Annotated in this window: 19 protein-coding genes; 3 read left to right on the top strand and 16 right to left on the bottom strand. The window is 48.9% G+C overall.

The genetic code is table 11. From position 1 onward, the window contains the following. The first annotated feature begins 40 nt into the window (after positions 1 to 40). The 3 genes from hemG (at position 41) to KNO76_RS11685 (ending at position 2,858) form a co-directional block, all read left to right on the top strand. Positions 41 to 1,405 (top strand): protoporphyrinogen oxidase, encoded by a 1,365-nt coding sequence (gene hemG, locus KNO76_RS11675; RefSeq protein ID WP_214885615.1) that lies wholly within the window; start codon positions 41 to 43, stop codon positions 1,403 to 1,405. Then, positions 1,402 to 2,484 carry a TIGR04053 family radical SAM/SPASM domain-containing protein gene (locus KNO76_RS11680; RefSeq protein ID WP_026826868.1) on the top strand — a complete coding sequence of 361 codons (1,083 nt, stop codon included), beginning with the start codon at positions 1,402 to 1,404 and terminating at the stop codon, positions 2,482 to 2,484. The genes hemG and KNO76_RS11680 overlap by 4 nt, the downstream gene beginning before the upstream one ends. Positions 2,485 to 2,555: 71 nt before the next feature. Next, positions 2,556 to 2,858: a hypothetical protein gene (locus tag KNO76_RS11685; protein ID WP_214885623.1), complete on the top strand. Its 303-nt coding sequence runs from the start codon at positions 2,556 to 2,558 to the stop codon at positions 2,856 to 2,858. Positions 2,859 to 2,890: 32 nt separating this feature from the next. Here the strand turns inward: KNO76_RS11685 and clpB are convergent, their stop codons facing one another. The 16 genes from clpB to purM form a co-directional block, all read right to left on the bottom strand. Then, positions 2,891 to 5,482 (bottom strand): ATP-dependent chaperone ClpB, encoded by a 2,592-nt coding sequence (gene clpB, locus KNO76_RS11690; protein WP_214885625.1) that lies wholly within the window; start codon positions 5,480 to 5,482, stop codon positions 2,891 to 2,893. Between the two features lie 19 nt (positions 5,483 to 5,501). Then, positions 5,502 to 6,371: a DnaJ C-terminal domain-containing protein gene (locus KNO76_RS11695; RefSeq protein ID WP_026826871.1), complete on the bottom strand. Its 870-nt coding sequence runs from the start codon at positions 6,369 to 6,371 to the stop codon at positions 5,502 to 5,504. 138 nt (positions 6,372 to 6,509) lie between these two features. Beyond that, entirely contained in the window at positions 6,510 to 7,682 is a 1,173-nt protein-coding gene (locus KNO76_RS11700) for a CamS family sex pheromone protein (protein ID WP_214885627.1), read from the bottom strand. 130 nt (positions 7,683 to 7,812) lie between these two features. After that, on the bottom strand, positions 7,813 to 9,285 hold the full coding sequence (locus KNO76_RS11705) for an LPXTG cell wall anchor domain-containing protein (RefSeq protein WP_214885629.1): 1,473 nt from the start codon (positions 9,283 to 9,285) through the stop codon (positions 7,813 to 7,815). Between the two features lie 243 nt (positions 9,286 to 9,528). Beyond that, positions 9,529 to 11,523 (bottom strand): NAD-dependent DNA ligase LigA, encoded by a 1,995-nt coding sequence (ligA, locus tag KNO76_RS11710; RefSeq protein ID WP_214885631.1) that lies wholly within the window; start codon positions 11,521 to 11,523, stop codon positions 9,529 to 9,531. A gap of 9 nt (positions 11,524 to 11,532) precedes the next feature. Then, on the bottom strand, positions 11,533 to 13,749 hold the full coding sequence (pcrA, locus tag KNO76_RS11715) for a DNA helicase PcrA (RefSeq protein WP_214885633.1): 2,217 nt from the start codon (positions 13,747 to 13,749) through the stop codon (positions 11,533 to 11,535). A 38-nt stretch (positions 13,750 to 13,787) separates the two neighbouring features. After that, a complete protein-coding gene (gene pcrB, locus KNO76_RS11720) occupies positions 13,788 to 14,468 on the bottom strand; it encodes a heptaprenylglyceryl phosphate synthase (protein WP_214701016.1) in 681 nt (226 codons plus the stop codon). A 90-nt stretch (positions 14,469 to 14,558) separates the two neighbouring features. After that, positions 14,559 to 14,792, bottom strand: coding sequence for a hypothetical protein (locus KNO76_RS11725; protein WP_026826876.1), 234 nt, complete (start codon positions 14,790 to 14,792; stop codon positions 14,559 to 14,561). A 12-nt stretch (positions 14,793 to 14,804) separates the two neighbouring features. Further along, the gene (locus KNO76_RS11730) at positions 14,805 to 16,187 is read right to left on the bottom strand and encodes a TrkH family potassium uptake protein (protein WP_026826877.1); all 1,383 of its coding nucleotides are present in this window, start codon (positions 16,185 to 16,187) and stop codon (positions 14,805 to 14,807) included. A gap of 35 nt (positions 16,188 to 16,222) precedes the next feature. Next, a complete protein-coding gene (locus tag KNO76_RS11735) occupies positions 16,223 to 16,528 on the bottom strand; it encodes a YerC/YecD family TrpR-related protein (RefSeq protein ID WP_214885636.1) in 306 nt (101 codons plus the stop codon). 67 nt (positions 16,529 to 16,595) lie between these two features. Further along, entirely contained in the window at positions 16,596 to 18,338 is a 1,743-nt protein-coding gene (locus KNO76_RS11740; RefSeq protein ID WP_214885637.1) for an adenine deaminase C-terminal domain-containing protein, read from the bottom strand. 180 nt (positions 18,339 to 18,518) lie between these two features. Continuing rightward, positions 18,519 to 20,807 carry a bifunctional diguanylate cyclase/phosphodiesterase gene (locus KNO76_RS11745; RefSeq protein ID WP_214885639.1) on the bottom strand — a complete coding sequence of 763 codons (2,289 nt, stop codon included), beginning with the start codon at positions 20,805 to 20,807 and terminating at the stop codon, positions 18,519 to 18,521. A gap of 91 nt (positions 20,808 to 20,898) precedes the next feature. Continuing rightward, positions 20,899 to 22,152 (bottom strand): phosphoribosylamine--glycine ligase, encoded by a 1,254-nt coding sequence (gene purD / locus KNO76_RS11750; RefSeq protein WP_214885641.1) that lies wholly within the window; start codon positions 22,150 to 22,152, stop codon positions 20,899 to 20,901. A 14-nt stretch (positions 22,153 to 22,166) separates the two neighbouring features. Further along, positions 22,167 to 23,687, bottom strand: coding sequence for a bifunctional phosphoribosylaminoimidazolecarboxamide formyltransferase/IMP cyclohydrolase (gene purH, locus KNO76_RS11755; protein WP_214885643.1), 1,521 nt, complete (start codon positions 23,685 to 23,687; stop codon positions 22,167 to 22,169). Further along, positions 23,684 to 24,262, bottom strand: coding sequence for a phosphoribosylglycinamide formyltransferase (gene purN, locus KNO76_RS11760; RefSeq protein WP_214885645.1), 579 nt, complete (start codon positions 24,260 to 24,262; stop codon positions 23,684 to 23,686). Before purN ends, purH begins: the two co-directional genes overlap by 4 nt. Then, the gene (purM, locus tag KNO76_RS11765; protein ID WP_214885647.1) at positions 24,259 to 25,293 is read right to left on the bottom strand and encodes a phosphoribosylformylglycinamidine cyclo-ligase; all 1,035 of its coding nucleotides are present in this window, start codon (positions 25,291 to 25,293) and stop codon (positions 24,259 to 24,261) included. The genes purN and purM overlap by 4 nt, the downstream gene beginning before the upstream one ends. Between the last annotated feature and the right edge of the window lie 5 nt (positions 25,294 to 25,298).

Genomic DNA, 25,298 nt, shown 5'->3' on the forward strand with positions numbered 1-25,298 from the left:
TCTCGGTACCGTTAATACGACAACAACTTTACAGAAATGGGTGAATCGATTGAATCACATCGCAATTATCGGAGGCGGCATCACCGGACTCGCCGCGGCATATTACGCCAAAGAAACTGGTGCCCACGTCACAATGTTCGAGGCGCAAGATCGTATCGGTGGAAAAATTAAAACCATTTATCAAGATGGCTTCACATTAGAGACCGGACCGGATGGCTATATGGCACGAAAACCGACCTTGACTTCGCTCATCACCGATCTTGGTCTCGAGGACCAGCTCGTCCGTTCCAAAACCGGTACTTCCTATATTTATGTGCGCGGAAAGCTGAGACAGATGCCAGCCGGATCGGTCATGGGTATCCCAACTAAATTTTGGCCAATGGTCAAAACAGATCTCTTTACATGGAGAGGAAAGCTTCGCGCAGGATTCGATCTCGTGATTCCACGTGTATATAAAGAAGAGGATATCTCGCTCGACCGTTTCTTTCGAACAAGACTCGGTTCAGAAGTCGTTGATACGATGATCGAGCCGCTTCTGTCCGGGATTTATAACGGGACACTCGAAGATATGAGCATCGAGTCTACTTTCCCTCAGTTTATCACGATTGAACAAAAAACTCGCAGTCTGATTCTCGGGATGAAAGCTCTCACACCTCCTGTCCAGGCTGGCGTGAAACCGGCCGAGACCGGAAAATTTTTGTCGATTGATCAAGGACTTGGTGCGCTCGTCGAGGCACTACGCCCTTCGATTGACCGCCTCATATTGAATACCGTCGTTCAGTCCGTCCGCCCCCATGAAGTCACATTGTCTAACGGTACGGTCGAACAATTTGACGGCATCATCATCGCTACATCTCCTCATGCACTCGGTCCGCTGCTCGGTTTTCCTGAAGCCGAACAGTTATCTGAATTAAAACGGACATCCTCGATGACCGTACTCGCCGCCTTCGACGAGTCAGAGGTTGATGCTTTAGACGGAACTGGCTATGTCATCGCTAAGTCAGAAGGGAGCGCTTTGACCGCATGCAGCTGGATGCATAAGAAGTGGCCGCACTTGGCACCTAAGAATAAAGCGTTGCTCCGCATGTATATCGGTTCTGAACGTGTACCTTCTTTATTACATGAAGACGATGACACCATTGCATCATTCGCTTTGAACGAACTTCGCCGTATTCAAAAAGTCGGGACACCTCTCTTCACGAAAGTTGAACGGCATATTCAAACGATGCCGCAATATGAGGTCGGACATAAACAGGACGTCCGTGCGTTCGAAGAAGCGCTAGCGAAGTGGGACGGTGTCGAAGCTTGCGGCGCCATCCTCCACGGCGTCGGATTACCGGACTGCGTTGATTCCGCCAAAAGGGCGGTCGAAAAACTACATCTCAAGCAGGCGGTGATGGTATGAAGCACACCGACTATGACGAAAACCCATTCATCGTGATTTGGGAAGTGACACGCGCATGTGCGCTCTCCTGTGTTCATTGCCGAGCCGAGGCACAGTTTCACCGATATGAAAATGAGCTCGACACAGAAGAAGGCAAAGCGCTCATTCGAGAGATTCAGGCGATGAACAACCCGATTCTCGTCTTCACAGGAGGGGATCCGCTCATGCGTGAAGACTTGTTCGAGTTGACCGAGTATGCCTCTTCTCTTGGAATGCGTGTCTCGATGACGCCTTCTGCCACACCTCGCGTCACTCATGATGCCGTGAAACGGGCGAAAGCGGCCGGTCTGTCTCGTTGGGCGTTCTCCCTCGACGGACCGGATGCAGAGACTCACGACTATTTTAGAGGAACGAGAGGCAGTTTTGACCGTACCATTCGTGGGATTTCCTATTTTCGGGAAGAAGGGATGTCCTTTCAAATCAACACAACGGTGACCGAATACAACGTCGATCGATTACCGGAAATGGCGAAACTCGTAGAGTCACTCGGTGTGTCGGTTTGGACACTTTTCTTCCTCGTACCGACAGGACGAGGTTCGTTGCTACAACCCATTTCACCCGAGCGGCATGAGGAAGTATTGAAGTGGGCGTTCTCACTTCAAGAAACGGCACCGTTTATCATCTCAACGACGGAAGCCCAGTTCTATCGCCGGGTGGCGCGTCAAGAAAATCAGCGGCGAAAAAGAAAAGGACTTCCTCCAATCGGACATCCTCATGATGATTTAGCGAAAGCACCTAAAGGAACGAATGACGGGAACGGGTTTGTCTTCATCTCGCACACAGGAGACGTTCAGCCGTCTGGATTTTTACCAATCCCCTGCGGGAACGTCCGAACGACACCTCTTGCGGACATTTATCGTCACCATCCGACGTTCAAGGCGTTACGCGACCCGGATACTCATCATGGGAAATGCGGGTATTGTGAATATCGCTATCTTTGCGGGGGATCACGGGCCCGAGCATACGCGGTCACAGGCGACTATAAAGAAGCAGAACCATATTGCATCTATCAACCAGAGCGCCCGCTCGTGTCACAATAATGATTTCCATTCATTACCTCTTTGTATAGATTGGATTATACAAATCTGACGACGAGCAGGGGAATGTGTACGTGCAGTCTTTATCGATTGACGGATTATTCTATATCGGGTTAGTAGCGATTTTTGGTACGACGTTTCTTCTTGGATTTTTGGTGAAACAGTGGACGAAAGATGAATTCATACGGTTTATGGTTCTACTCGTTTCAAGTCTCGGACTATTTTTTTGGTTATTGCTCTGGTTCCAGGAAGCGACACGCTCCATCTTTATGGGAACGATGCCGTGGGTCTTCAACTTATTCATCGGGACTGTGCTCTATCTTATCTTTTTAGGCACCAGCTATCTCATTTTGAAACGACAACGCCGACACACATAAAAAGAGGAATCCAAATTGGACTCCTCTTTTCCTTATGCCTTCACCGTCGAGGGACGTAACGTCAACATTCCGTTTTCGACATCGATGACGACCGTCTGACCGTCTTCGACATCTCCTGCTAGGATGCTGCGGGCAAGTTTCGTTTCAATGGTCCGTTGCACGTACCGGTTGATTGGACGGGCACCGAATTGAGGCTCATACGCCTCGTCAGCGACAAACGTTTTCGCCGCATCTGTGATCTGGATATGAATCGAGCGTGTTGTAAGCCGTTCACTCATCCGCCCGACCGCCTTCTCGACAATTTGACCGATTTGATCTTTCGTTAGTGGATGGAACAGAATCGTTTCATCCACCCGATTCAAGAACTCTGGACGGAAGTGACGGCGGAGCTTCTCGATCACTTGACGCTCCTCGTCCTCGTCAATGACCCCATCTTTCGCTGCCTCGAGCAAAATATCTGCCCCGATATTTGACGTCATGATGACAATCGTGTTTTTGAAGTCAACGATTCGACCGTGCGAATCGGTCAATCGCCCGTCATCGAGCAGTTGTAGCAAGATGTTAAAGACATCTGGATGTGCCTTCTCAACCTCATCGAGTAAGAGCACCGAGTAAGGGTTACGACGAACCGCTTCTGTCAACTGACCGCCTTCCTCATAGCCGACGTATCCAGGAGGGGCACCGACAAGACGAGACACGGCGTGTTTTTCCATATATTCACTCATGTCGAGTCGAACGATATGGTCTTCTGAATCAAACATCGCTTCCGCGAGCGCCTTCCCGAGCTCGGTCTTCCCGACGCCCGTCGGTCCGAGGAAGAGAAATGAACCGATTGGACGGTTTGGATCTTTGATTCCTGCACGGGCACGAATGACTGCATCACTGACTAGTCGAATCGCATCGTCTTGACCGAAGACACGGTTGTGCAAGACCGTTTCTAAGTTGAGAAGCTTATCCCGCTCTCCTTCTGTTAGTTTCGTCACCGGAATACCGGTCCATTTCGAGACGACTTCGGCGATTTCTTCTTCCGTCACTTCTTCTCGCACGAGTTCGCGCGTCACGGATCCCGCCAACTGTTCCGCTTCCTTAAGTTCTCGCTCGAGTTCTGGGATGCGTCCATACTTCAACTCGGAGGCCCGGTTTAAGTCATAGCGACTCTCTGCTTCCTGTAACTCGAGACGTACCTTCTCAAGGTCTCCACGGATTTGTTGCACGCGGTGTGTCGATTCTTTCTCATTTTCCCAACGGAGACGTAACGAATCTGATTGTTCCCGGAGCGAAGCTAACTCTTGTTGGAGTGCTTCGAGTCGTTTCATCGAAGCTGTGTCGCTCTCTTTTTTGAGTGCAGCCTCTTCAATTTCAAGTTGCATGACACGACGAACCAACTCGTCAAGTTCTGCCGGCATCGATTCCATTTCTGTCCGAATCATTGCACATGACTCGTCGACGAGATCGATGGCCTTGTCCGGCATGAAGCGGTCGGTGATATAACGGTTTGACAGAACCGCTGCCGCGACGAGCGCGTTGTCGTGGATGCGTACACCGTGGTGAATCTCAAAGCGTTCTTTTAATCCACGCAAGATGGAGACCGTATCCTCGACGTCCGGTTCAGCAACAAGTACTTGTTGGAAGCGACGCTCGAGCGCCGGGTCCTTTTCGATATATTGGCGATACTCGTCTAGTGTCGTCGCACCGATACAATGAAGTTCACCTCGAGCGAGCATCGGTTTTAACATGTTACCGGCATCCATCGAACCTTCCGACTTTCCTGCACCGACAATCGTATGCAGTTCATCAATGAAGAGAATAATCGTACCTTCTGCTTCCTTCACTTCGGATAAGACAGCCTGAAGACGTTCCTCAAACTCGCCACGGTATTTCGCACCGGCGACAAGTGAACTCATATCGAGACTGAAAATCGTCTTATCTTTCAAACTTTCCGGTACGTCGCCTCGAACGATTCGTTGGGCGAGTCCTTCGACGATTGCCGTCTTCCCGACACCCGGTTCCCCGATGAGAACTGGATTGTTTTTCGTCTTCCGACTCAAAATCCGGATGACACGACGAATCTCGCTATCACGTCCGATGACCGGGTCAATTTTTCCTGTCTTCACTTCCTGAATGAGGTCGCGTCCATATTTCGTCAACACATCGTACGTCGCTTCGGGCGACTTCGATGTGATACGACGGTTCCCACGCACGGCGACGAGCGCCTCACGAAGATGTTCTTCCGTGATGCCTTGTCGCTCGAGCATCGCCTGCGCTTGACTGTTGTTCAATAAAATACCAAGAAGAATATGTTCGACCGATACGTACTCATCATTCATTCCGGTCGCTTCCCGTTCGGCCGTCGTCAAGACATTTAATAATGAAGCCGAAATCATCGGTGTCGTTGGATTTTGAAGTTTTGGCGCATTTTTCAAAGATAGCGCGACTTCTCCTTCAATCTCAGACACATTGATTTCCATTTTTTGAAACAATAATGGCGCAATCCCATCCGTCTGTGAAATCATGGACGCCAACACGTGCCATTCATTGATTTCACTATGATGATATTGTTTCGCCAACGCTTGTGAACTGACTATACATTCATGTGCTTTGTCTGTAAATCGATTAAAGTCCATCACGACTCCTCCTTATCCATCAACGTTCAATTTGTTCATAAACAGAACGGTAAGCATCATCAAGCGGCAGATCGACCTCGAGTTGCACGTACAAATCCGACCGTACCTTCGAACCGGTCATAACACCACGACCCGGAATCCTCATCCGTTGCCCCGGACGACTTCCCGGCTTCACTTTCAGCTTCACTCGCCCTCCGTCGAGCGTCGCAATAATGACGCTCGCTCCGTCTAAAAATTCGAGCGGCCGCAACCGCTTCACGGTCACGATATGCTCCCCTTCACGACGATACGTATCATCATCTGTGAAATGTAGTTCGACATACACGTCTCCTCGGTTACCGGATTGTCCTACCCGACTTCCTTTTCCTTTCAACCGTAACTTCTGCCCTTCATAGGCACCTTGTGGAATCTTGACGTTAACAGTACCTGTCTGAAGACGAAGACTCATTTTCGAGTCTTTTGTAAGCTGGCTGAGCGGGATATTGATTCGAACGGATTCATCTAGATCCTCCTCGACTGCTTGGTCAAAGAAACTGCCGAACATATCTTCAAATCCGAATGTGCGGGAAGTCGTTCGAGACCCACCGCCAAATTGTCGGAATAAATCTTCGAACTGGGCCGATCCTTCCCCGTAAGTTTCTCCGCCACCGCCGAATCCTTGTCCAAACGAAGGCCCATCCGGACTCCCATATCGATCATAATTTGCCTTTTTCTCCGGGTCGCTCAACACGTCAAACGCTTCTTGAATCGACTTGAACCGATCTTGTGCGCCAGAATCTTTATTGACGTCCGGATGGTATTGTTTCGCCAACTTCCGATATGCACGCTTAATCTCTTGCTCCGACGCTCCTTTTGAGACACCGAGCTCATCATAATAGTTTTTAGCCATATGGATTCACCTCACCTATCCTTTTCCCGTTTCTGTTAACTCTATTCTACTCAATTGGTCAAATAAGGTCAAAGATTATCCTTTCACTTTTCATACGAAAAAAAGAGAGATTCGTTTCAAAAAACGAACCTCTCTCACTTAGAAGTATACTTTAGGACTATCCATACCGTCCTCAAACACAATCGTTACTTCATGGGCTCCACCGAGTGAGGTCACGTTGATTCGGACTGGTACGTTTCGGCTGTATTCCCATCGATTCTCAAGTAAGCCGACAACGTGTTGCGTGAATCCGACGAGTTCGGCACGGCTATAGAACTGGATTGGGATATCGACCTCAAGTCGTGATAAATCTCCATTCTGATAGAAACCCTTCCCAATCATCCCACTGTAGTCTGGGAAGAGATCGGCGATCCGGTCACTGAAGAGCGTAAACTTTTGGGCATCCTCACGCACCTCATTTGTCGCTGCAGCCGATGGGAAGTAGTAATATTTCTCATCGATGGCTTTCCAATTACTTGATGTGACTTCATCTTTCGTTCCGATGTATGCGGATTTGATGTAGTTTCCCGGAGTCGGTGAGCCTTGTGTCGACTTCATGTAAAGTGCAATGTTGATGTCTATTTCTTTAAAGTCTTCCCGTTTTCGTAACTGGTTGGCGAGTTCGTTCGCCATCCGTTCGCCTTCTGTGACCACTTTCTTCTGATCGAGCTTGACCGTATATGTCGGTCCATAGTTCGGTGCCTGGAAGACGTACTCACGATTTAAAATGAGTGCGAACGACACACCGTCTAATTGATAACCGCTGTCCTTTTTTGTCATGTAATTCTGTTCCACGATTGAAGCCAGATAAAGTGGTGATTTTTTATTTGCCTCGACAAATTTGTCATCCTCGACTTCAGCCTTCCCATCTGCATACGCCGGGTTTAAAGGCGTTAGTTCGTCTTTACTACCACCTTTTCGTCCAAGCAAACGCGAAACGTCCTCTGCGTTCAGAAGTTGGCCTTCTTGATAGGCGAATTTGTCTGGGGCGAACGCATCCGTCGAATGGCGCATGAGGCCAAGTTCGACTTCTTCAAGCTCTAATGACGAACTGACTTGACGCTGGGCAAGTCCTCTCGCTGCTGCCGCCTTGAATGGAATCACCATCTGATAGTATGAATCACGCGCTTCAATCGCTTGCGTAACACCTTCAGCTGCCGTTTCTTCCCCGGTCGGTGTCGCCTCTTCCTCACCCATCGGTATTTTCATTGAACATCCACTTAACAACAGCGCAGAGGCGATTGTCGGGACGACGAGTTGTTTCCATTTCATCTATGTGTAGCTCCTTTGAACATCGTTTCCTATTTCACTTTGTCCATTATAACAAAATCGTTCCATGAAAAAAGTATCGAAGCGGAATCAGAACAAATCCCTTCTCGCATATACAAGAAGGGATTTCGATTTATGGTTTGGTTGACGGGTGTTTGCGACGAATCAACAAGAGAAGTCCGGAGGCAAAAAGTAGTGTACCGATCATGGCATGCCACGCGTCATCCGCTTCGCCTGTCATCGGGAGTAAATCTTGCGCGTACGTGTCAGACTCATCAACGTGTTCGACTGGTGGCGCTCCGTTCTCCTGAACGATGATTTTCACGACGGATACATCCTCTGTCTTCACTTCTTGCTGCTGTTTCTTAGACTCTTGTTTCGGTTCTTCTTCTTTTGACGGGACGGCTTGCTTCACTCCCACCGGTACGTCGATGGATCGTGCGACTCCTACATCTTCATTTACTTGAAAGGTGAACGTCGCACGTTGAATCAACTCAGCCCCGGCTCTCACATCATAGGATGGGAAGAGCGGGAGTTCAAAAGAGAACGTCACTTCTTCTTCCGGACCGAACCCGTCTATGAAGGTAGGAATCGCTTCGACTTGCTCCCTGAACCGTCTATTTGCCATGTTTCGTTCTTCTTCTGTCAAAGCACCGTTCGGCCATGTAAGCATAGCGTCAGATAAGAACAAAGTGATTTTCGAGGTGTTGGTGATCGTATACGTGTATCGAACAGGTTCTCCCGGTTGTACGGTCGCCTTCTCACTCGTAGCACTCACTGTAAAATCAGGTTGTTGCAAGAGGATAATTTGCTGACTTTCTGATGTGACGATTCGATCGAATTCATCCACTCCTGTCACGCGAAATAGACTACCAATCTCAGGACCGGTACTGATCGAATAGTCAGCGGGAATCGATAAGAGCTCTGTCACTTCCACCTGTTCACCAGGACGGAGTCCGTCATCCCCCATCAATTCATTCAAACGGTCAAAAACACGTTGATTGAACGATTCGACTGATAATTGTTCTAGATTCCCACTGAAATACTCATGGGACATATTTGTCACCGTCAACGGTGTGTCTCCTATATTTTCAACGATAAACGTATAGGAAAGTTCACCCCCGACAACAGCTTGGTCGACCCCAGCAATGTTCACCGCCTCGATTGAAAGTACCGGGAGCATCGGTTCAGACTCCGGTTCTTCTGCTACTGGTTCCGGTTCAATAGTCGAGGTCACTTCCGGTTCTTCGACTATAGATGGCTCTTCTACTTCAACAGGATACAAGTCCGAAATGATATTCGGAGAAAACGTATAAGGGACACCTTCCGCATCATAGAGCGTGATGACGTCAATCAACGAATCATCGACCGACTCCGCATCAATAACGAATCGCCAAATGTCAGCTGATTCACGTACCCCATAAAACGTGATGCCTTCATAAACTAAACTTGATTCGTATAATGTTTCCATTTCCTCGTCCGTCAAATCTACTTGAATATAACGAAACGTTGTTGTATCAGCATTTACGACATGGACGGTAATCAATGTTGAAAGGAACATGAGAATAGTAAATACGGCAATGAAGCGCTGGATGTTGTGTGTCATGATGTTGGTCCCTCCTCTAAGGTGGAAGCAGGCGCACGAATCGACTTCGTCCTGAATGGAGACTTTCATCACGTAGAGGAATGAGAGGGATATGTGTGTGAAAGTCCTGATGTCTAAGGGTTCTCTCGCAAAAATATATTAACATTTTGATTTAGTTAATCTATACCCCTCGAACGCTTGTGCGAACCTGCTCAATCCCATTTATTTCCGAAAAAACAAAAAACGTTCGCCGAAGCGAACGTCTTACGCCTGTTCGTTTATAAAGTCGAGCAGCTTAGCCTCATCCCATACTTCGATTCCGAGGGATTCGGCTTTCGCCAGTTTCGAACCTGCCTTTTCACCGGCAACGAGTAAATCTGTGTTTTTGCTCACACTTCCTGTCACACTCGCACCGAAAAGTTCAAGCTGCTTCCCAGCTTCGCCACGTGTCATCTCATGTAATTTCCCCGTCAATACGACCGTCTTACCAGATAAAGGAGCACCTTCGGTCGTCGGACGTTTCGTCCCTTTGAACGACAGGTTCACACCCGATTCCGCCAATTCTTTGACGAGTTCACGTGCTTCTGGTTTTTCAAAGTAGAGGACAATCGACTCGGCCATCTTCGTCCCGATGCCATCAATCGACGTCAGTTCTTCGACCTTCGCCTTGATAATCGCTTCCATCGTTTCAAATCGTTCTGCAATCAAAGAGGCTGCCTTTTGACCGACGAGACGAATGCCGAGGGCGAAGAGCACACGTTCGAGCGAATTTTGTTTCGACTGTTCAATCGCCGAGAGTAGGTTCGTCACCGACGTCTCCCCCATGCGTTCGAGTCTGAGCAGGTCATCCCGATTAAGGCGATATAAGTCCGCTACGTTATGGACGAGGTCCGCCTCATGGAGTTGCGTGATCACTTTCTCACCGAGTCCGTCGATATTCATCGCCTGCCGTGAGACGAAATGAATGAGTCCTTCGAGCAATTGGGCCGGACACTCTGGGTTGACGCAGCGATGATCGGCCTCACCTTCAAGGCGAATCAGTTCGGATTCACATGCTGGACAATGGATCGGAAATTCAATCACTCGTTCATCTCCGCTCCGTTCACTCGCAATTGCTGAGACAACTGCCGGAATGACGTCTCCCGCTTTTTTAATGACGACCCGATCACCGATATGAAGATCTTTTTCCTTTATAAAATCTTCATTGTGAAGTGTCGCATACGTCACCGTCGACCCTGCTACAGATACTGGAGAAAAACGTGCCCGCGGTGTGACTTTCCCCGTACGACCGACACTGAAATCGACGTCTTCGATTGTCGTCACGACTTCTTCTGCCGGGAACTTATAGGCGACGGCCCAGCGTGGACTTTTCGCTGTGAAGCCGAGTTGTTCCTGTTCTTCGTACCCTGCCACTTTAATGACAATCCCATCGATTTCATACGGGAGTTCGCCACGTTTCGTCACGTACGTCTCAATATAATCCCATAGTTCATCGGCCGTTTTGCACGTCGTGTAGTCTCCGCTCACAGCGACTCCGAGTCGCTTCAAATAATCGAGCGACTCGTCATGCGACGCGACGAGATCGTCTTGCGACACCAAACCGTATGCAAAAAATGCCAAGTTTCGAGATGCTGCTATTTTCGAATCGAGTTGCCGGAGTGAACCGGCCGCTGCGTTTCTCGGGTTTGCGAACAATGGCTCACCGACCCGTTCCCGTTCATCATTCAACTGTTCGAACGAACGCTTCGGCATATACGCCTCACCTCGGACCTCAAACGTTGCATCCTCTTTCAAGCGAAGTGGGATCGAACGAATCGTCTTCAAGTTTTGGGTGATATCTTCACCTGTCGTTCCGTCCCCTCGCGTCGCGCCTCGCACGAGACGACCATTCTCATATTTTAAAGAGACGGCGAGTCCATCAAATTTCAGTTCAGCCACGAAGGTCGGTGTATAACCGAGGTCCTTCTCGATTCGTTCCACCCATTCCACGAGTTCCTCTTTTGAGAATACATTGCCGAGTGAGAGCATCGGTGTATCGTGGGTCACTTTGACGAAGGCGTCAAGAGGCGCCCCTCCGACGCGTTGTGTCGGAGAATCCGGTGTTCGTAGTTCAGGGTAGTCTGTCTCGATTTGAATCAATTCGTTCATCAGGCGATCATACTCCGAGTCTGGGACGCTCGGACGGTCGAGCACGTAATACTCGTATCCGTATTGATTTAACGTTTTACGCAATTCTTCTACGCGTTCTGCCATCTCCATATTCTCACCTCACGCTTTTTCAATCGGGGCAAATTTGGCCAACAAACGCTTAATCCCGACTTCAGGGAACGCGATGTCGACTTCGACTTGATCGCCTTCACCACGCGTCTGGACGACCGTCCCTTGCCCCCATTTTTTATGATTCGCTTTGTCACCAACTTGCCATCCGAGCGTTTCGGCGCCAGACGATTGGGCGAGCTTTGGCTTCGGTTTCGAACTAAAACCGTTCACTGGCAACTTCCCAGGTGATTCGACAGGGTTCCATGGCATTGGTTTTCTTGCCTTTCCGGACCGTTCTAACAACGTTTCCGGTAATTCATGCAGGAACCTTGATTCCGGGTTGTTTTGGAATCGGCCGTACAGCATCCTAGACTGTGCACGTGTCAAATAGAGACGCTTCTCGGCACGCGTTATGCCGACATATGCAAGACGCCGCTCTTCTTCCATTTCCTCTTCGTCGTTCAATGCCCGACTATGCGGGAACAGCCCCTCTTCCATTCCAATCAGGAAGACGACCGGGAACTCGAGTCCCTTCGCCGAATGCAGCGTCATCAACGTGACTTGATGCGATTCATCGACTTCATCAAGTGAATCCAAATCGGACACGAGCGTCAAATCGGTGAGGAAGGCGACCACTGTCTGTTCATCACTTTCTTTCTCGAAATTTTGAGCCACTGACAGGAATTCTTGTAAGTTCTCAAGTCGGCTTTCCGCTTCGAGTGTTTTCTCAATTTTGAGCATGTCTTCATAGCCGGTCTTCTTCAATATTTCTTCGACGAGTTCTGAAATCGAAAGATAGTCAGCCATTTGCCGTAAGTCCATCATCATTTGACGGAAGTCCGCAAGTTTCGTCGCCGTGCGTGGCGCAATCCCTGATAATTCGATGTCACGAATCGCATCCATAAGCGAAACACCCTGCATATCTGCGAAGTCACCTAACTTATCGACTGTGGCGGCCCCAATACCTCGTTTTGGTTCGTTGACGACACGAACGAATGAGATATCTTCGTCCGGGTTGGCAATCAAACGCAAATAGGCCAAAACATCCTTAATTTCTTTACGTTCATAGAATTTTGTTCCGCCGACCATTTTGTACGGGATATTGGACTTGAGGAGCATCTCCTCGAGACCACGAGACTGGGCGTTCGTCCGGTAAAGGACTGCCATCTGGCCGTAGTCCATCCCTTCCATCTTCAGCTCTTTCATCTGATTCATGATGAAGAACGCTTCGTCGCGATCATCTGAAGCGACGTGGAGCAAGAGCTTCTCCCCTTCGTCGTTTTCCGTCCACAAATTCTTGTCTTTACGCGAAGCGTTGTTCTTGATGACGCCATTCGCTGCTTCCAAAATCCGTTTCGTCGAACGATAGTTTTGTTCGAGTAAGATGACACGGGCACTCGGGTAGTCTTTTTCAAACGTCAAGATGTTGGCGATATCGGCACCGCGCCAACGATAGATGGACTGATCCGAGTCCCCGACGACACACAAGTTCTCATGTGCCTGCGCAAGGAGTTTGACGAGCGTATATTGGGCACGGTTCGTATCCTGATACTCGTCGACATGGATGTATTTGAACTTCTTTTGATAGAACACCAACACGTCTGGCGCTTCTTGGAATAAGTGAATCGTCTTCATAATCAAGTCATCGAAGTCGAGCACGTTATTTTGTTTCAACTTTTTCTCATAAGCCGTATAGACATCTGAGATGATGCGCTCATACGGATTATTTCCGACAAGGGCGGCTGCATCTTTCGCCGTACGCAATTCGTTTTTATGGTTCGAAATCATCCCGAGTAATGTACGTGGTTCATACTTCTTCGGATCGAGGTTCAATTCTTTGAGTACTTGTTTGATCGCCGTCAACTGGTCTGAGGCATCTAGAATGGAAAAGCTCCGCTCATAGCGGATACGGTCGATATCCCGTCGTAAAATCCGGACACACATGGAGTGGAATGTGGAAATCCAAATGTCTTCCGCGACTCCACCGACAAGACGCGCAATCCGGTCTTTCATTTCTCGTGCAGCCTTGTTCGTGAACGTGATGGCCAAAATGTTCCAAGGCGCCACTTGCTTGGCCGCCATCAAATAAGCGACACGATGTGTTAAGACACGAGTTTTTCCCGATCCGGCACCCGCCATGATCAAAAGTGGACCATCGGTATGTTTGACGGCTTCTGCCTGTTCTGGGTTCATACCTTTGACTAATTCTTCGCTAAGGTTATACATAATCGTTTCCTTCCTTGTTCCAAACGTTTGTTCTTATTTTATCGGAGTGCTCGCACAGTCGCAAGTGCTCCTGCTAAGTCTTCGTAAATGATATTGCCGACGACGATCGTGTCGGCATGTGCACCCATCAAACGGGCCGAGTCTTCCCCGTCGATGCCACCTCCGTAGAAAAGGTGCGCTTTCGGAAGCGCCAATCGAATTTCTTTTACGACATCGAGGTCTCCGAGCCGTCCGCTATATTCGATATAGAGTGAGGGGAGGTGGAATAAGTGATGACCTGTTTCAGCATACGCCACGGCCTCTTCTAGCGACAAGTCACACTTCGACTCTGTCACTTCAGCGACTTTTGCGTCCGCGTTTAAGACGAGATAGCCTTGGGCCGTGACATGACGTGGATCAAAAAAATGACCATATCGTTCAAACGCCCGAGCCTGGTGTCCGATGATCCATTCTGGAGTTCCTGCATTGAGCACGGTCGGTACGAAGTAATGATCAAATCCGTGGATGACTTGACTCGGATGACTGATTTCGAGCGCGACAGGTATTCCGGCATCTCGGACTCTCGCATAGAGCGCAAATGTATTCTCTGCATCGACCCCGTCCGTCCCGCCAATCAAAAAGGCGTCGGTTCCCGAATGAATGAGCGCACGGAGCGCTTCATCCGTGAGAGGTTTGTTCGGATCTAATTTAAACACATGGCGCCATGACAGAAATTTCAACTTGTTCCCTCCCAACGAATCCTTCTCTAGTGTATCGATTTTTCTTATCACTTGCATCTCCTCAATATAAAAAAGACTTGCCGAAGCAAGTCACGAACGTGCCGTACGATTCTGTTCCCGATCCGTCAGCCATTTTGCAATAAGCAGTGCAAATAAACCATATACCGGGACAAACCAGAGCGGATTCGCTAAAAAGAATCCGAGCACTGGGATGTCGAGTAACGGGGAGTCCGGCGAACAGAGTGCCGTTCCATTAACGACCGCGATGAACGGCAGTACTGGAACGATAAAGACATATCCAAAGTTAATCCAAAAAGCTTTCATATGACAATCTCCTTATCCTAAGATAATCGATTCTTTCGGATAGTTATACATCCGCTTCGGCTGTCTCCGTTGCAAGATGAGAATGAAGGCGATGACACCGATTCGACCGATGAACATGAGAACCGTCAGCACCCATTTTCCAACGTTACTAAATTCAGAAGATAAACCGACAGACAGTCCTGTCGTTCCGAACGCTGAACATGCTTCGAATAAGATTCGTGTCAATGAGGCATCTTCAAAGTAAGCCATGACCATGACCCCGGACAATAGGACGGCGAGCGAAACGGTAATGATGACGAACGCTTTCCAAATGTCTTCAAGAACGATCTCACGACCGAAAATTTTAATTGACGAGTCTCCACGAATAAACGCGACGACCCCGAGAACAGCCACGGCAAACGTTGTTGTTCGAATCCCGCCACCGACAGACGATGGTGAGGCTCCGATGAACATAAGAATCGACAATAACAGCATGCTCGCTTCCGAGAACAAGTTGACGTCGACTGTCGATAATCCACCGTTACGTGTCGTCACGGACTGGAACAACGAATCTGAGAACGCAAGCCATAACGGCAAATCTTTGAAGGCATTGTTGTACTCGAAGAAGAACAATCCGACCGTCCCGACGGCAATCAAGATAAAGAATGTCGTGACCGTCAATTTGGTGAACAATGAGAACCGACTCGGGAACGTATGACGCTTCCGTGTGATTCGGCTCACCAAGTATGTCCGAATCTCAACGAGTACCGGGAATCCGATGGCACCACCTGTCATAAGCGCAATTTGCGTGAAGATGACAAACGGGTCTTCACGGAACGGCGCGAGCGAACTCCCGGTAATATCAAATCCGGCGTTCGTCGTCGCACTGACGGATCCGAATAAGCCTTGTAAGAAGGCTTCTCCGGCGGTATCAAAATAATTTAAATAATGGACCCCGAGTAAGACGGCACCGACCGCCTCAATGGCAATAACGGTGATGACGATTTCTGTGATGTATTTGACAATACCAGACATCGATGTCTGGTTTTGGTCACGTAAAATCAGTTGTCGCTCCCGGAACCCGATCCGCTTCCCAAGCAAAATCCACATAATGACGTGCAGACTGATCAACCCGACACCACTCACCTGGACGATAAACAAAATGATAAATAAGCCGAACGTGGAAAACGTGTCGGTGACCACAATTGGCGTTAGCCCAGTGACACTGACACAACTCACCGCAAAGAAGACAAGGTCAGTAAACGTAATCGTCACACCGGGTTTATGGGCAATCGGTAAGGCGAGGAGCAAAACTGATAAAATCGCTGCCGCACTATAAATTAACACGAGTGTTTGAACCGGTGTTAAATTTCGAAAGAACAATTGTAAGTTCCGTTTCATGAATTTCTGTTGCATCTCGCCCATCCCCTCCATCAAAAACAAGATGACTCTTAAGAGTCACCTTTTGTTTGTTGTAGACGTTCAAGAGCGAGGTCGTATCCGCCTGTCCCATAGTTCAAGCATCGCTTCACACGTGAAATCGTGGCCGTCGAGGCGCCTGTCGCGTCCTCAATTTTATGATACGTGTTTCCTTCACGTATTTGCCGCGCCACTTCCAGTCGTTGCGCAAGTGCTTGAATTTCATTGACAGTCGCTAAATCTTCGAATAATTGATAACAGTCTTCGAGCGTATCGAGCTTCAAAATTGCCTCAAACAATTGATCAAGCTCTCGACCTTTTAATTTATCGAGTTGCATCCGCAAGCATCCTCTCTACTCATACTTCTTTACTATTCTAAAGCAGGGGCGCCTTGGACTCAACTATTCATCGCAAAATCGCAGGAAATAGTACTTGTTTTTTCATGACTTCGTAAATGCCGAGCGGTGTTGCGCGAACATACGGCAAGTGTGTGGATGCTAAAAACAGTAATGTATAAATCGGATCCTCAAACTGATACCCCCTTGCCACGAGCTCCTCGCGTAGCTGTTTCTCTTGACCGATGAGGGTGTCGAGTGGTTCCGTCGATGTCATTCCACAGAGCGGTAATGGAATCTCGGCAACGATTTTCCCTTTATCGACAAGCACGATACCTCCTCCGAGTTCTTTCATCCGTTCGAACGCCTGCAACATGTCTTGTTTACATTTACCTAAAATCAAATAGTCCCCGCTGATTGAATACGAACTGACAAGTCCCCCGAAATCTCGGGCAAATCCTTTCAGCACCGTGTTCAATCGCCATTTCCCTTCTTTATCAAGCAACATGAGGAACGATTCGTCTCCATCACGCGGTAATTCGTCTTGACCCGTGTCATGCGTAATTTTAAACAGTTTCATGATGACCGAGTTGACCATGTCGAGTCCGACTGGCATGCTGAATGACAAATCTTGTGGCGTCAGCTCGATAGAAACGTCTGTCGATGGCATCTTGTCAAGAACCACTTCCACTAATTCGTTCGGGAATAACGATACGCCATCACGGTAAATCCACTGACCTTTCGCGATGACTGCTGTCGGTCGGGGCTCCTCGATTGTATCGAGGATATTCAAGTGGGCGATGCGTCCCGGGGCAATAGAGCCTAGAATGTGATCGAGGTCAAAATGACGCGCTACGTTGTGAGAAACGATCCGGTACGCCTCAACGGCCGGTAGTCCTTCTTCTATCAAAATTTGGACGAGGGCGTCTTGCATGCCGTCTTCATAAAAGCCTGGTGTCGAACCGTCCGTCGTCACCATGAGGTGATCGAACGCCGTCAATCCGTTCGCCAATAGGTCACGAATCATCCCCGGCAAGTCCGGTCGGATGGAAGAATGGCGAAGCGTTGTTGTATAACCTAATTCAAGTCGATTGAGCGCCTCTTCTGCCGTCATTGCCTCATGGTCGCTGTGCACTCCCATCAACGCCATTTTAGTCAATGTCTTGGGCGACGCTCCCGGGAAGTGGCCTTCGACCGGCAGTCCGCACGTCTCGGCATCGAGCATCCATTGGAGCATCTCATCATCGCCCTTCATTGCGCGTGGCCATGCCGTCAGTTCACCTGCCATCACGACATCCGGATGATTAAACCACTCATGGATACGTTCTGAGTCGACAGCGACACTCTCCCGATCAAGTTCGGTTTGTGTGTCAAGTCTTGCCCACCAATACGTACTCGTCGGCAGCTGCTGAATCGCTTCTAACTGCGCAAACGCTTGCTCTTTTTCTTGTAAAAAAAGCAGCATGTTGTCATTAACGAGAGTCGTCGTTCCGCGTTCCCCAGCATATTTTGACAACGTCGCCGGATTGTACAATTGGAATGGATGAGCGTGTGGTTCAATATAACCAGGCACAATATATTTCCCTGACACATCGACCGTCTCGACTGCTGATTCCGGTAAGTCTGGACCGACATAAACGATACGATCTCCTTCAATCCAGATGTTCGCAGTTTTCCATTGTTTCACGTATACGTTCAAATACGTCGCATTTTTTAAGACGAGCGAAGGTGGCCGTACTCGATCAACGACTTCGATTTGTGAACGAATCATCACTTTAGACCACGGTGCCCGCGCCGTTCTTTTTATTGGCATCGAACCCAATCCTCCCTTTTCTCTTTCAATGCTATTAAAAAATAGTTTTGAAAGCGTTTTCTTCAACTGTTTCAAGTTTACCTTTTCTCTGAAAGGGTCGCAAGTTATGTTCACTATTGTAACAAAATTCACATATATTTTTCACAAAAAAGCGACTCTTCTTCTGAAGAATCGCCTAGATCAAATTTGTGTCATGACAGTTTTTCGCAAGTAGTAATGCAATTGGTCAATTGGAATTGGTTTACTGTAATGATATCCCTGAATGAACGAACTACTATATTCTAATACGAATGCAAGTTGTTCCGGTCGTTCGACTCCTTCTGTGACGATATCGAGTCCCAGCGTTTGGAAGGTTTGATAAAGCCCTTCTAACAATGCGCGGTCAAACTTGTTCTCCGGAATCCCTTTGACGAAGTTTTGATCAATTTTAATAATATCAAGACGTAGCGATTGCAAGTATGACAAAGAAGACGTTCCGACCCCGAAATCATCGAGTGATATTTTTACCCCGATCACTTTTAACGCTTGGATAAACTGTTGAAGTTCATACACGTTCCCACCGACTTCACTTTCTGTGATTTCTACATGCAGTCGGCGTGGATGGAATCCCGTATCGGTAAGCGTTTCTTCCAATGTCTCTAAAAAGGAACCATCTAAAATTTGACGTTTTGATACGTTGATTGATAAAAATAAATCAAAACGCTCTGCATACCCCTGAATCTCGGTAATAGCTCGGACAAGCACCCACCGTCCCACATCCGAGATGAGTCCAAGTTGTTCTGCTACCGGAATAAAAACGCTCGGGGAGACGAACCCTTTCTGCGGATGATGCCAGCGAATCAATGCTTCTACGCCCATCACCTGAAATGGTTGGGGAGATACGATTGGTTGATAGTACAGTTCAAATTCATCATGGTGTAACGCATGACGTAAATCCCGCTCCATCTCGAGTGTCTGCAAGTAATGACTCCCATCTTCAATGTCTTGATAGGAGATAATGTTATCTTTCCCTGACGCTTTGACCTCATGTAAGACGACGTCAAGACGTGCCATCATCACCTCATAGGAGTGATGTGACGGTTCCCTCAATTCATCAATTCCAATACTTAAGGTCAGATGGTTCATTCCTTGTTTCAGACCCCATTCGCGTAAATCTTTCACTAACTGATTGGCGATAATCATGAGTTCTTCAGTCGTCCATTCCGAATGAATCAAGATGAACTCATCCGCTCCGATTCTTGCCACGAAGCCATCCTCTTTATAAAACATTAAACGAGAGGCAAAGAACGTAAGCATCGCATCCCCCGTACGCTGACCAAATTGGTCGTTGATCCGCCGGAAGTTGTCGAGATCGATTCCCATCACACCAATCGAGCGGGTCGTATCCGGTAAATTCATGAACATTTCCTCGACCGCCAAGCGGTTCGGGAGACGTGTTAAGGAATCTCGAAAGGCACGTGTCAACGACTCTTTTTGTGTCTGCTCTAATGCATCGAGTACCTCATTCATACTGATTGCCATTTCTTCAATCTCGTCTTGTTTATGGGGATGTAGATGGATCCGTAAACGACTATTTCGTTCCTTCGTGATCCACTTCAGTTCTTTGACGATGCCCATTAGACGTTTTGTAATGATTTGATTCACCGTCCAAAACAGAGTCAACAATAAACCAAGACCGAGAACGAGGAGTCCGAACATGCCGGTTTCTAACATCGTCTGAGTGTTTGTATAGTACGTGCGCTTCACCGAGAAATTGACTTCCCAGTTCGCATCTTGATAAATCGATTGCAGTGGTAAAGAGACGTGGGCAAACCAACTGTCTTGTTCAATCGTCAGCCGTTGATGGGCGAGCGGGCTAATGGATAGTTTCGTTTTTGCTTGTGCACTCATCGCCGCCATGAAGTCCGGACCGATTTTTTGAATGATTACAAGCGTACCACTAGGTTCACCCGTTCCATCACTTTTTACAATTGGATGGCTCATGAAGACCACAGGGCCGAAGTCGGTACCGTATACCGCACTTTGTGTCATACTAGACGAGTTGACGTAGCGTAACAAATCATTTGTGAAGGCGCTCTTCTCTTCTGCCTTTTCTAACTCATAAATCTGATTAAATTCGGAGTAGACTACCTCTCGATTTTTGTCGAGGAAAATCATCGCCCCGATCCCAAAATTTTCTAAGGTTTCTTTCCCCATATTATTTTCGACAAAAGTATCATTCTCGTTCTGCACGAAATCATAGGCATTCGTCCAGACTGACCAGTCGACAAGAATCCGTTCGAGCATGAGACGGTGATTGGCGAACACTTCCGAAACACTCTCGATTTGATCGCGGGTCATCGCCTTGTCCTGTTCAATACTTTTCTCTACAAAATACGGTTTGATGACAAATAAAATGACACCGATGAAGAGTACGATGTTCACGGCAATTGCAATAAATAGTTTTGATTGAACACGCAGGCCGACCACCTTCTTTCTCCGAGCTACTTTACTATTGTAGAACAGGATATCGGCATTCCCTTTTTTTCGCATGAAAAAAAGGATGGGTTGACCCCATCCTTCAAATAATCTGTGTGAACGCTCGTGATCCGATATCGGTTCGGTGGAACGTTTCCGGTAAATCGAGTAGTGAGATTGCTTCATATACCACTGTCTTCGCTTCAAGTAGCGTCGGTCTCGTCGCAGTCACGATGAGTAAGCGACCGCCGTTTCCAATGACTTGATCGTCCTGCCTCACCGTACCGGCGTGGAAAACGAAGACGTCCTGTGGGAGCGATTCAAATCCCGATAGCACTTGACCCGTGATAGGGCGTTCCGGGTATCCCTTCGCCGCAATGACGACACCCATCGTATATCCGTCGCTCCACTCGATCGGATACGCCTCTTGACGAACGACCGCTTCAATCACGTCAAGGAGCGGCGATTTCAAGTTCGGCACGATGGCCTCTGTTTCCGGGTCACCGAAGCGCGCATTGAATTCGATGACTTTCGGTCCGTCAGATGTCAAGATAAGCCCGGCATACAAGAATCCCTCAAACGGGGTACCACGCTTGAACATCGTTTGTGCGAGCGGCTCTAACACCGTCTTCACCGCTTCTTGATACACAGTCTCTACCAAATGAGGCATTGGGCTATAAGCACCCATCCCACCCGTATTCGGTCCCGCGTCGCCGTCATAGGCGCGTTTATGATCTTGAGAGGTAACCATCGGAATGACGTGCTCTCCCGAGACGAACGCCATGAGTGAAAATTCTTCCCCCTCGAGAAACTCTTCAATGACGACTTGTGACTGTTGCCCAAATTTATCCGTCGTGAAGATATCGCGAACCGCAGCTTCAGCTTCTTCCACAGTGAACGCAACCGTGACTCCTTTACCGGCTGCCAGTCCATCCGCCTTGACGACGAGGGGTGCCCCAAGCTTCTCGATATAGGCAAGCGCGGATGTCGCGTCCGTGAACGCCTCGTACGCTGCTGTCGGGATTCCGGCTTCCATCATGATTTCTTTTGCGAAAGCCTTGCTTCCCTCTAATAAGGCAGCGGCTTTCGTTGGTCCAAAGATGTTCAACCCTTTGTTGCGGAACGTGTCGACGACTCCTGCCATGAGCGATGACTCAGGTCCGACAATCGTCCATTCCATCTCTTTCTCTTCTGCAAAATGAACAAGCTCCTCAATGTCCGTTTCATTGATTGACACACACGTCATACCTTCCATGAAATCGTTGCCCGGTGCAACGAAGACGTTGTGCCCGTCTTGTTTCAACTTCCACGCGAGCGCATGCTCGCGTCCTCCTCGACCGATGACCAATACGTTCATGACGCGCACCCCTCTCAGTGTTTAAAGTGTCGAACTGACGTGAATACCATCGTGATTCCGTGTCGGTTCGCCGCTTCGATTGACTCTTCGTCACGAATCGACCCGCCTGGTTGGATGATGGCCGTGATTCCTGCAGCAGCTGCCGCTTCGACCGTATCGGCCATCGGGAAGAAGGCGTCGCTCCCGAGAGCTGCGCCAGTCGCGCGTTCCCCGGCTTGTTCGAAGGCAATTTTTGCTGCGCCGACGCGGTTCATCTGTCCGGCACCGATTCCAATCGTCGTTTTATCTTTGGCGACGACAATGGCATTCGACTTGACGTGCTTGACGACACGCCATGCAAGTTTCAAGTCTTCCCATTCCGCTGCGGTCGGACGACGATCCGTCACGATTTGGCATAAGGCATCATCGAGTGTCATGTCATCCCCGTCTTGTACGAGCAATCCTCCGGCGACAGCCGTTAGGCACATGCCTGTCATATGTCCCATATCGAGCGTCAACAAACGAAGATTCTTCTTCTCTTTCAATCGGTCAAGTGATGCCTTACTAAAGGAAGGTGCGATGATGATCTCTAAAAAGATGTTGCGAAGGGCATCAGCCGTCTCAAGATCGACTTCACGGTTCAAAGCGACGATTCCGCCAAAGATAGAGACCGGATCAGCGGCATGGGCGCGTTCGAACGCTTGAGAAATCGTCCGTCCGACCGCCACACCACATGGATTCATATGTTTCACGACGACCGCAGCCGGTTCATTCAACTCACTGAGTGCTTCAAGTGCTGCGTTCGTATCCTGAATATTGTTATACGAGAGTTCTTTCCCATGAAGCTGTGTCGCATTCGCAAGTGTCATGCCGTCGTATAATGGTGTCTTATAAAATGCAGCTTGTTGGTGCGGATTCTCACCGTAACGAAGGTCTTGTACTTTCTCATACGTAACCGTCAATTGCTCTGGGAACGTCTCCTCGATTTGACGACCTAAGTAGTCGGCAATCAACGCATCATAGGCAGCCGTATGACGGAACGCTTTCGTTGCGAGACGTTGACGCATCTCAAACGATGTACCGCCTCCACGCACTTCATCGGCGACAAGTGTGTAATCACTTGGGTCAACGACGACCGTGACGCTTGCATGGTTTTTCGCAGCCGAACGCAACATGCTCGGTCCACCGATATCGATATTTTCAATCGCTTCTTCATAGGTCGTGTTCTCTTTCGCAATCGTCTCTTTGAACGGATACAGATTGACGACGACATAGTCAATCGGTTCGATGTGATGATCTTTCATTTGGGAGACATGCGTATCAAGGTCGCGACGTCCGAGAAGTCCACCGTGAACGAGTGGGTGCAACGTCTTGACACGACCGTCTAACATCTCCGGGAACGATGTCACTTCCGAGATGTTTTTGACCGGTAATCCCGCCTGTTGGAGGGCTGCCTCGGTCCCACCTGTCGAGATGAGTTCGATGCCCGCCTCATGCAAGACGGTTGCTAGTTCAACAATGCCTGTTTTATCAGAAACACTTAATAATGCTCTCACTTGAAAACCTCCTGTTGATTCAACACTTGTTGTAATACGCGCGGATAAAGTTGGTGCTCGATCGTCTGAATGCGACGCGTCGCCTCGGTGCGGTCACACCCTTCAATCTCGACAGACGCCTGTGCGATGATCGGACCCGTGTCCATCCCCGCATCCACATAATGAACGGTCACACCACTCGTCGGCACGTTGGCGTCAAGCGCCTGTCCGATCGCGTCTTTACCTGGAAAAGCGGGTAAAAGCGATGGATGAATGTTTAGAATGCGATTTGGATATGCGGATAGTAACACATTTCCGATCAAGCGCATATATCCCGCCAACACAATATAGTCTACGCGAAGCGTACGGAGCAGGACGAGGATTTCTTCCTCGAACTCTTCTTTTGACTCGTACGCCTTCGGTGTAAACGAAAAGCTTGAGATCCCATAACGTTCCGCTCGATCGAGAACAGTGGCTTCTGGTTTGTCCGTCACGAGCAACACACATTCGGCAGACAAATGACCATCGGCGATCGCTTGCCAGATCGCTTCGGCGTTACTTCCCGATCCTGACGCAAAGATAGCAAATCGTTTCATTGGTCCACTCCTGAAATCCGGATGCCTGGACGACTCTCGACTTTCCCGATTCGGTGCGCTGTCTCCCCGACACGTTCAAGCGCCGCTTCGACAAGTTCCACATCTTCAGCTCGTACCGTGATCATATACCCGATTCCCATATTGAAGACGTTGAACATTTCTTGCTTCGAGATGTTCCCGACTTGTTCGAGCCAGTCGAATACAGGAAGACTCGGCCAACTCGAGGCATCGAACGTGATGCCGAGACCTTCTGGCAACATGCGAGGGACATTCTCATAGAAGCCACCACCTGTGATGTGTGCCATCCCTTGAACCTTCCCTGTCGAAATCGCCGCTTTCGCCGCTTCGGCATAAATCCGTGTCGGCAACAGCAAGGCGTTCCCGAGTGTCGTATCGAGCATCGCAATCTCATCCGTATAGTGGAGGCCTTGCGCTTCGACAATATGACGAACGAGGGAGAAACCGTTCGAATGGACACCGGAAGAAGCGAGTCCAAGGACAATGTCTCCCGCTTGAATCGTCGAACCGTCGAGCAAGTCTTCTTTCTCAACGACACCGACCGCAAATCCGGCGATATCGTATTCGCCATCCGTGTACATCCCTGGCATCTCAGCCGTTTCACCACCGACGAGGGCGCATCCCGCTTGGACACATCCTTCAGCGACACCGGCGACGATGCGCTCAAGCTTGGCCGGTTCTGCTTTTCCTGTCGCAATATAGTCGAGGAAATAGAGCGGTTCTGCTCCATGCACGAGACAATCGTTGACGCACATGGCGACACAATCGATTCCAATCGTATCATGCTGGTCGAGTGCGAACGCCAACTTCAGTTTCGTCCCGACCCCGTCGGTCCCGCTCACGAGAATCGGATGTTTCATGTTCATCGAACCGAGGTCAATCATCGCTCCGAAACTGCCGAGACCGGTCATCACTTCCGGACGCATCGTCCGGGCGACATGACGTTTCATACGGGATACGGCCTCGTACCCTGCTTCTAAATTCACACCCGCTTGTTCATATCGAACGCTCATCGCTT

Source organism: Exiguobacterium sp. s101 (genome assembly GCF_018617835.1).
In the GTDB taxonomy this organism is placed as follows: Bacteria; Bacillota; Bacilli; order Exiguobacteriales; family Exiguobacteriaceae; genus Exiguobacterium; species Exiguobacterium marinum.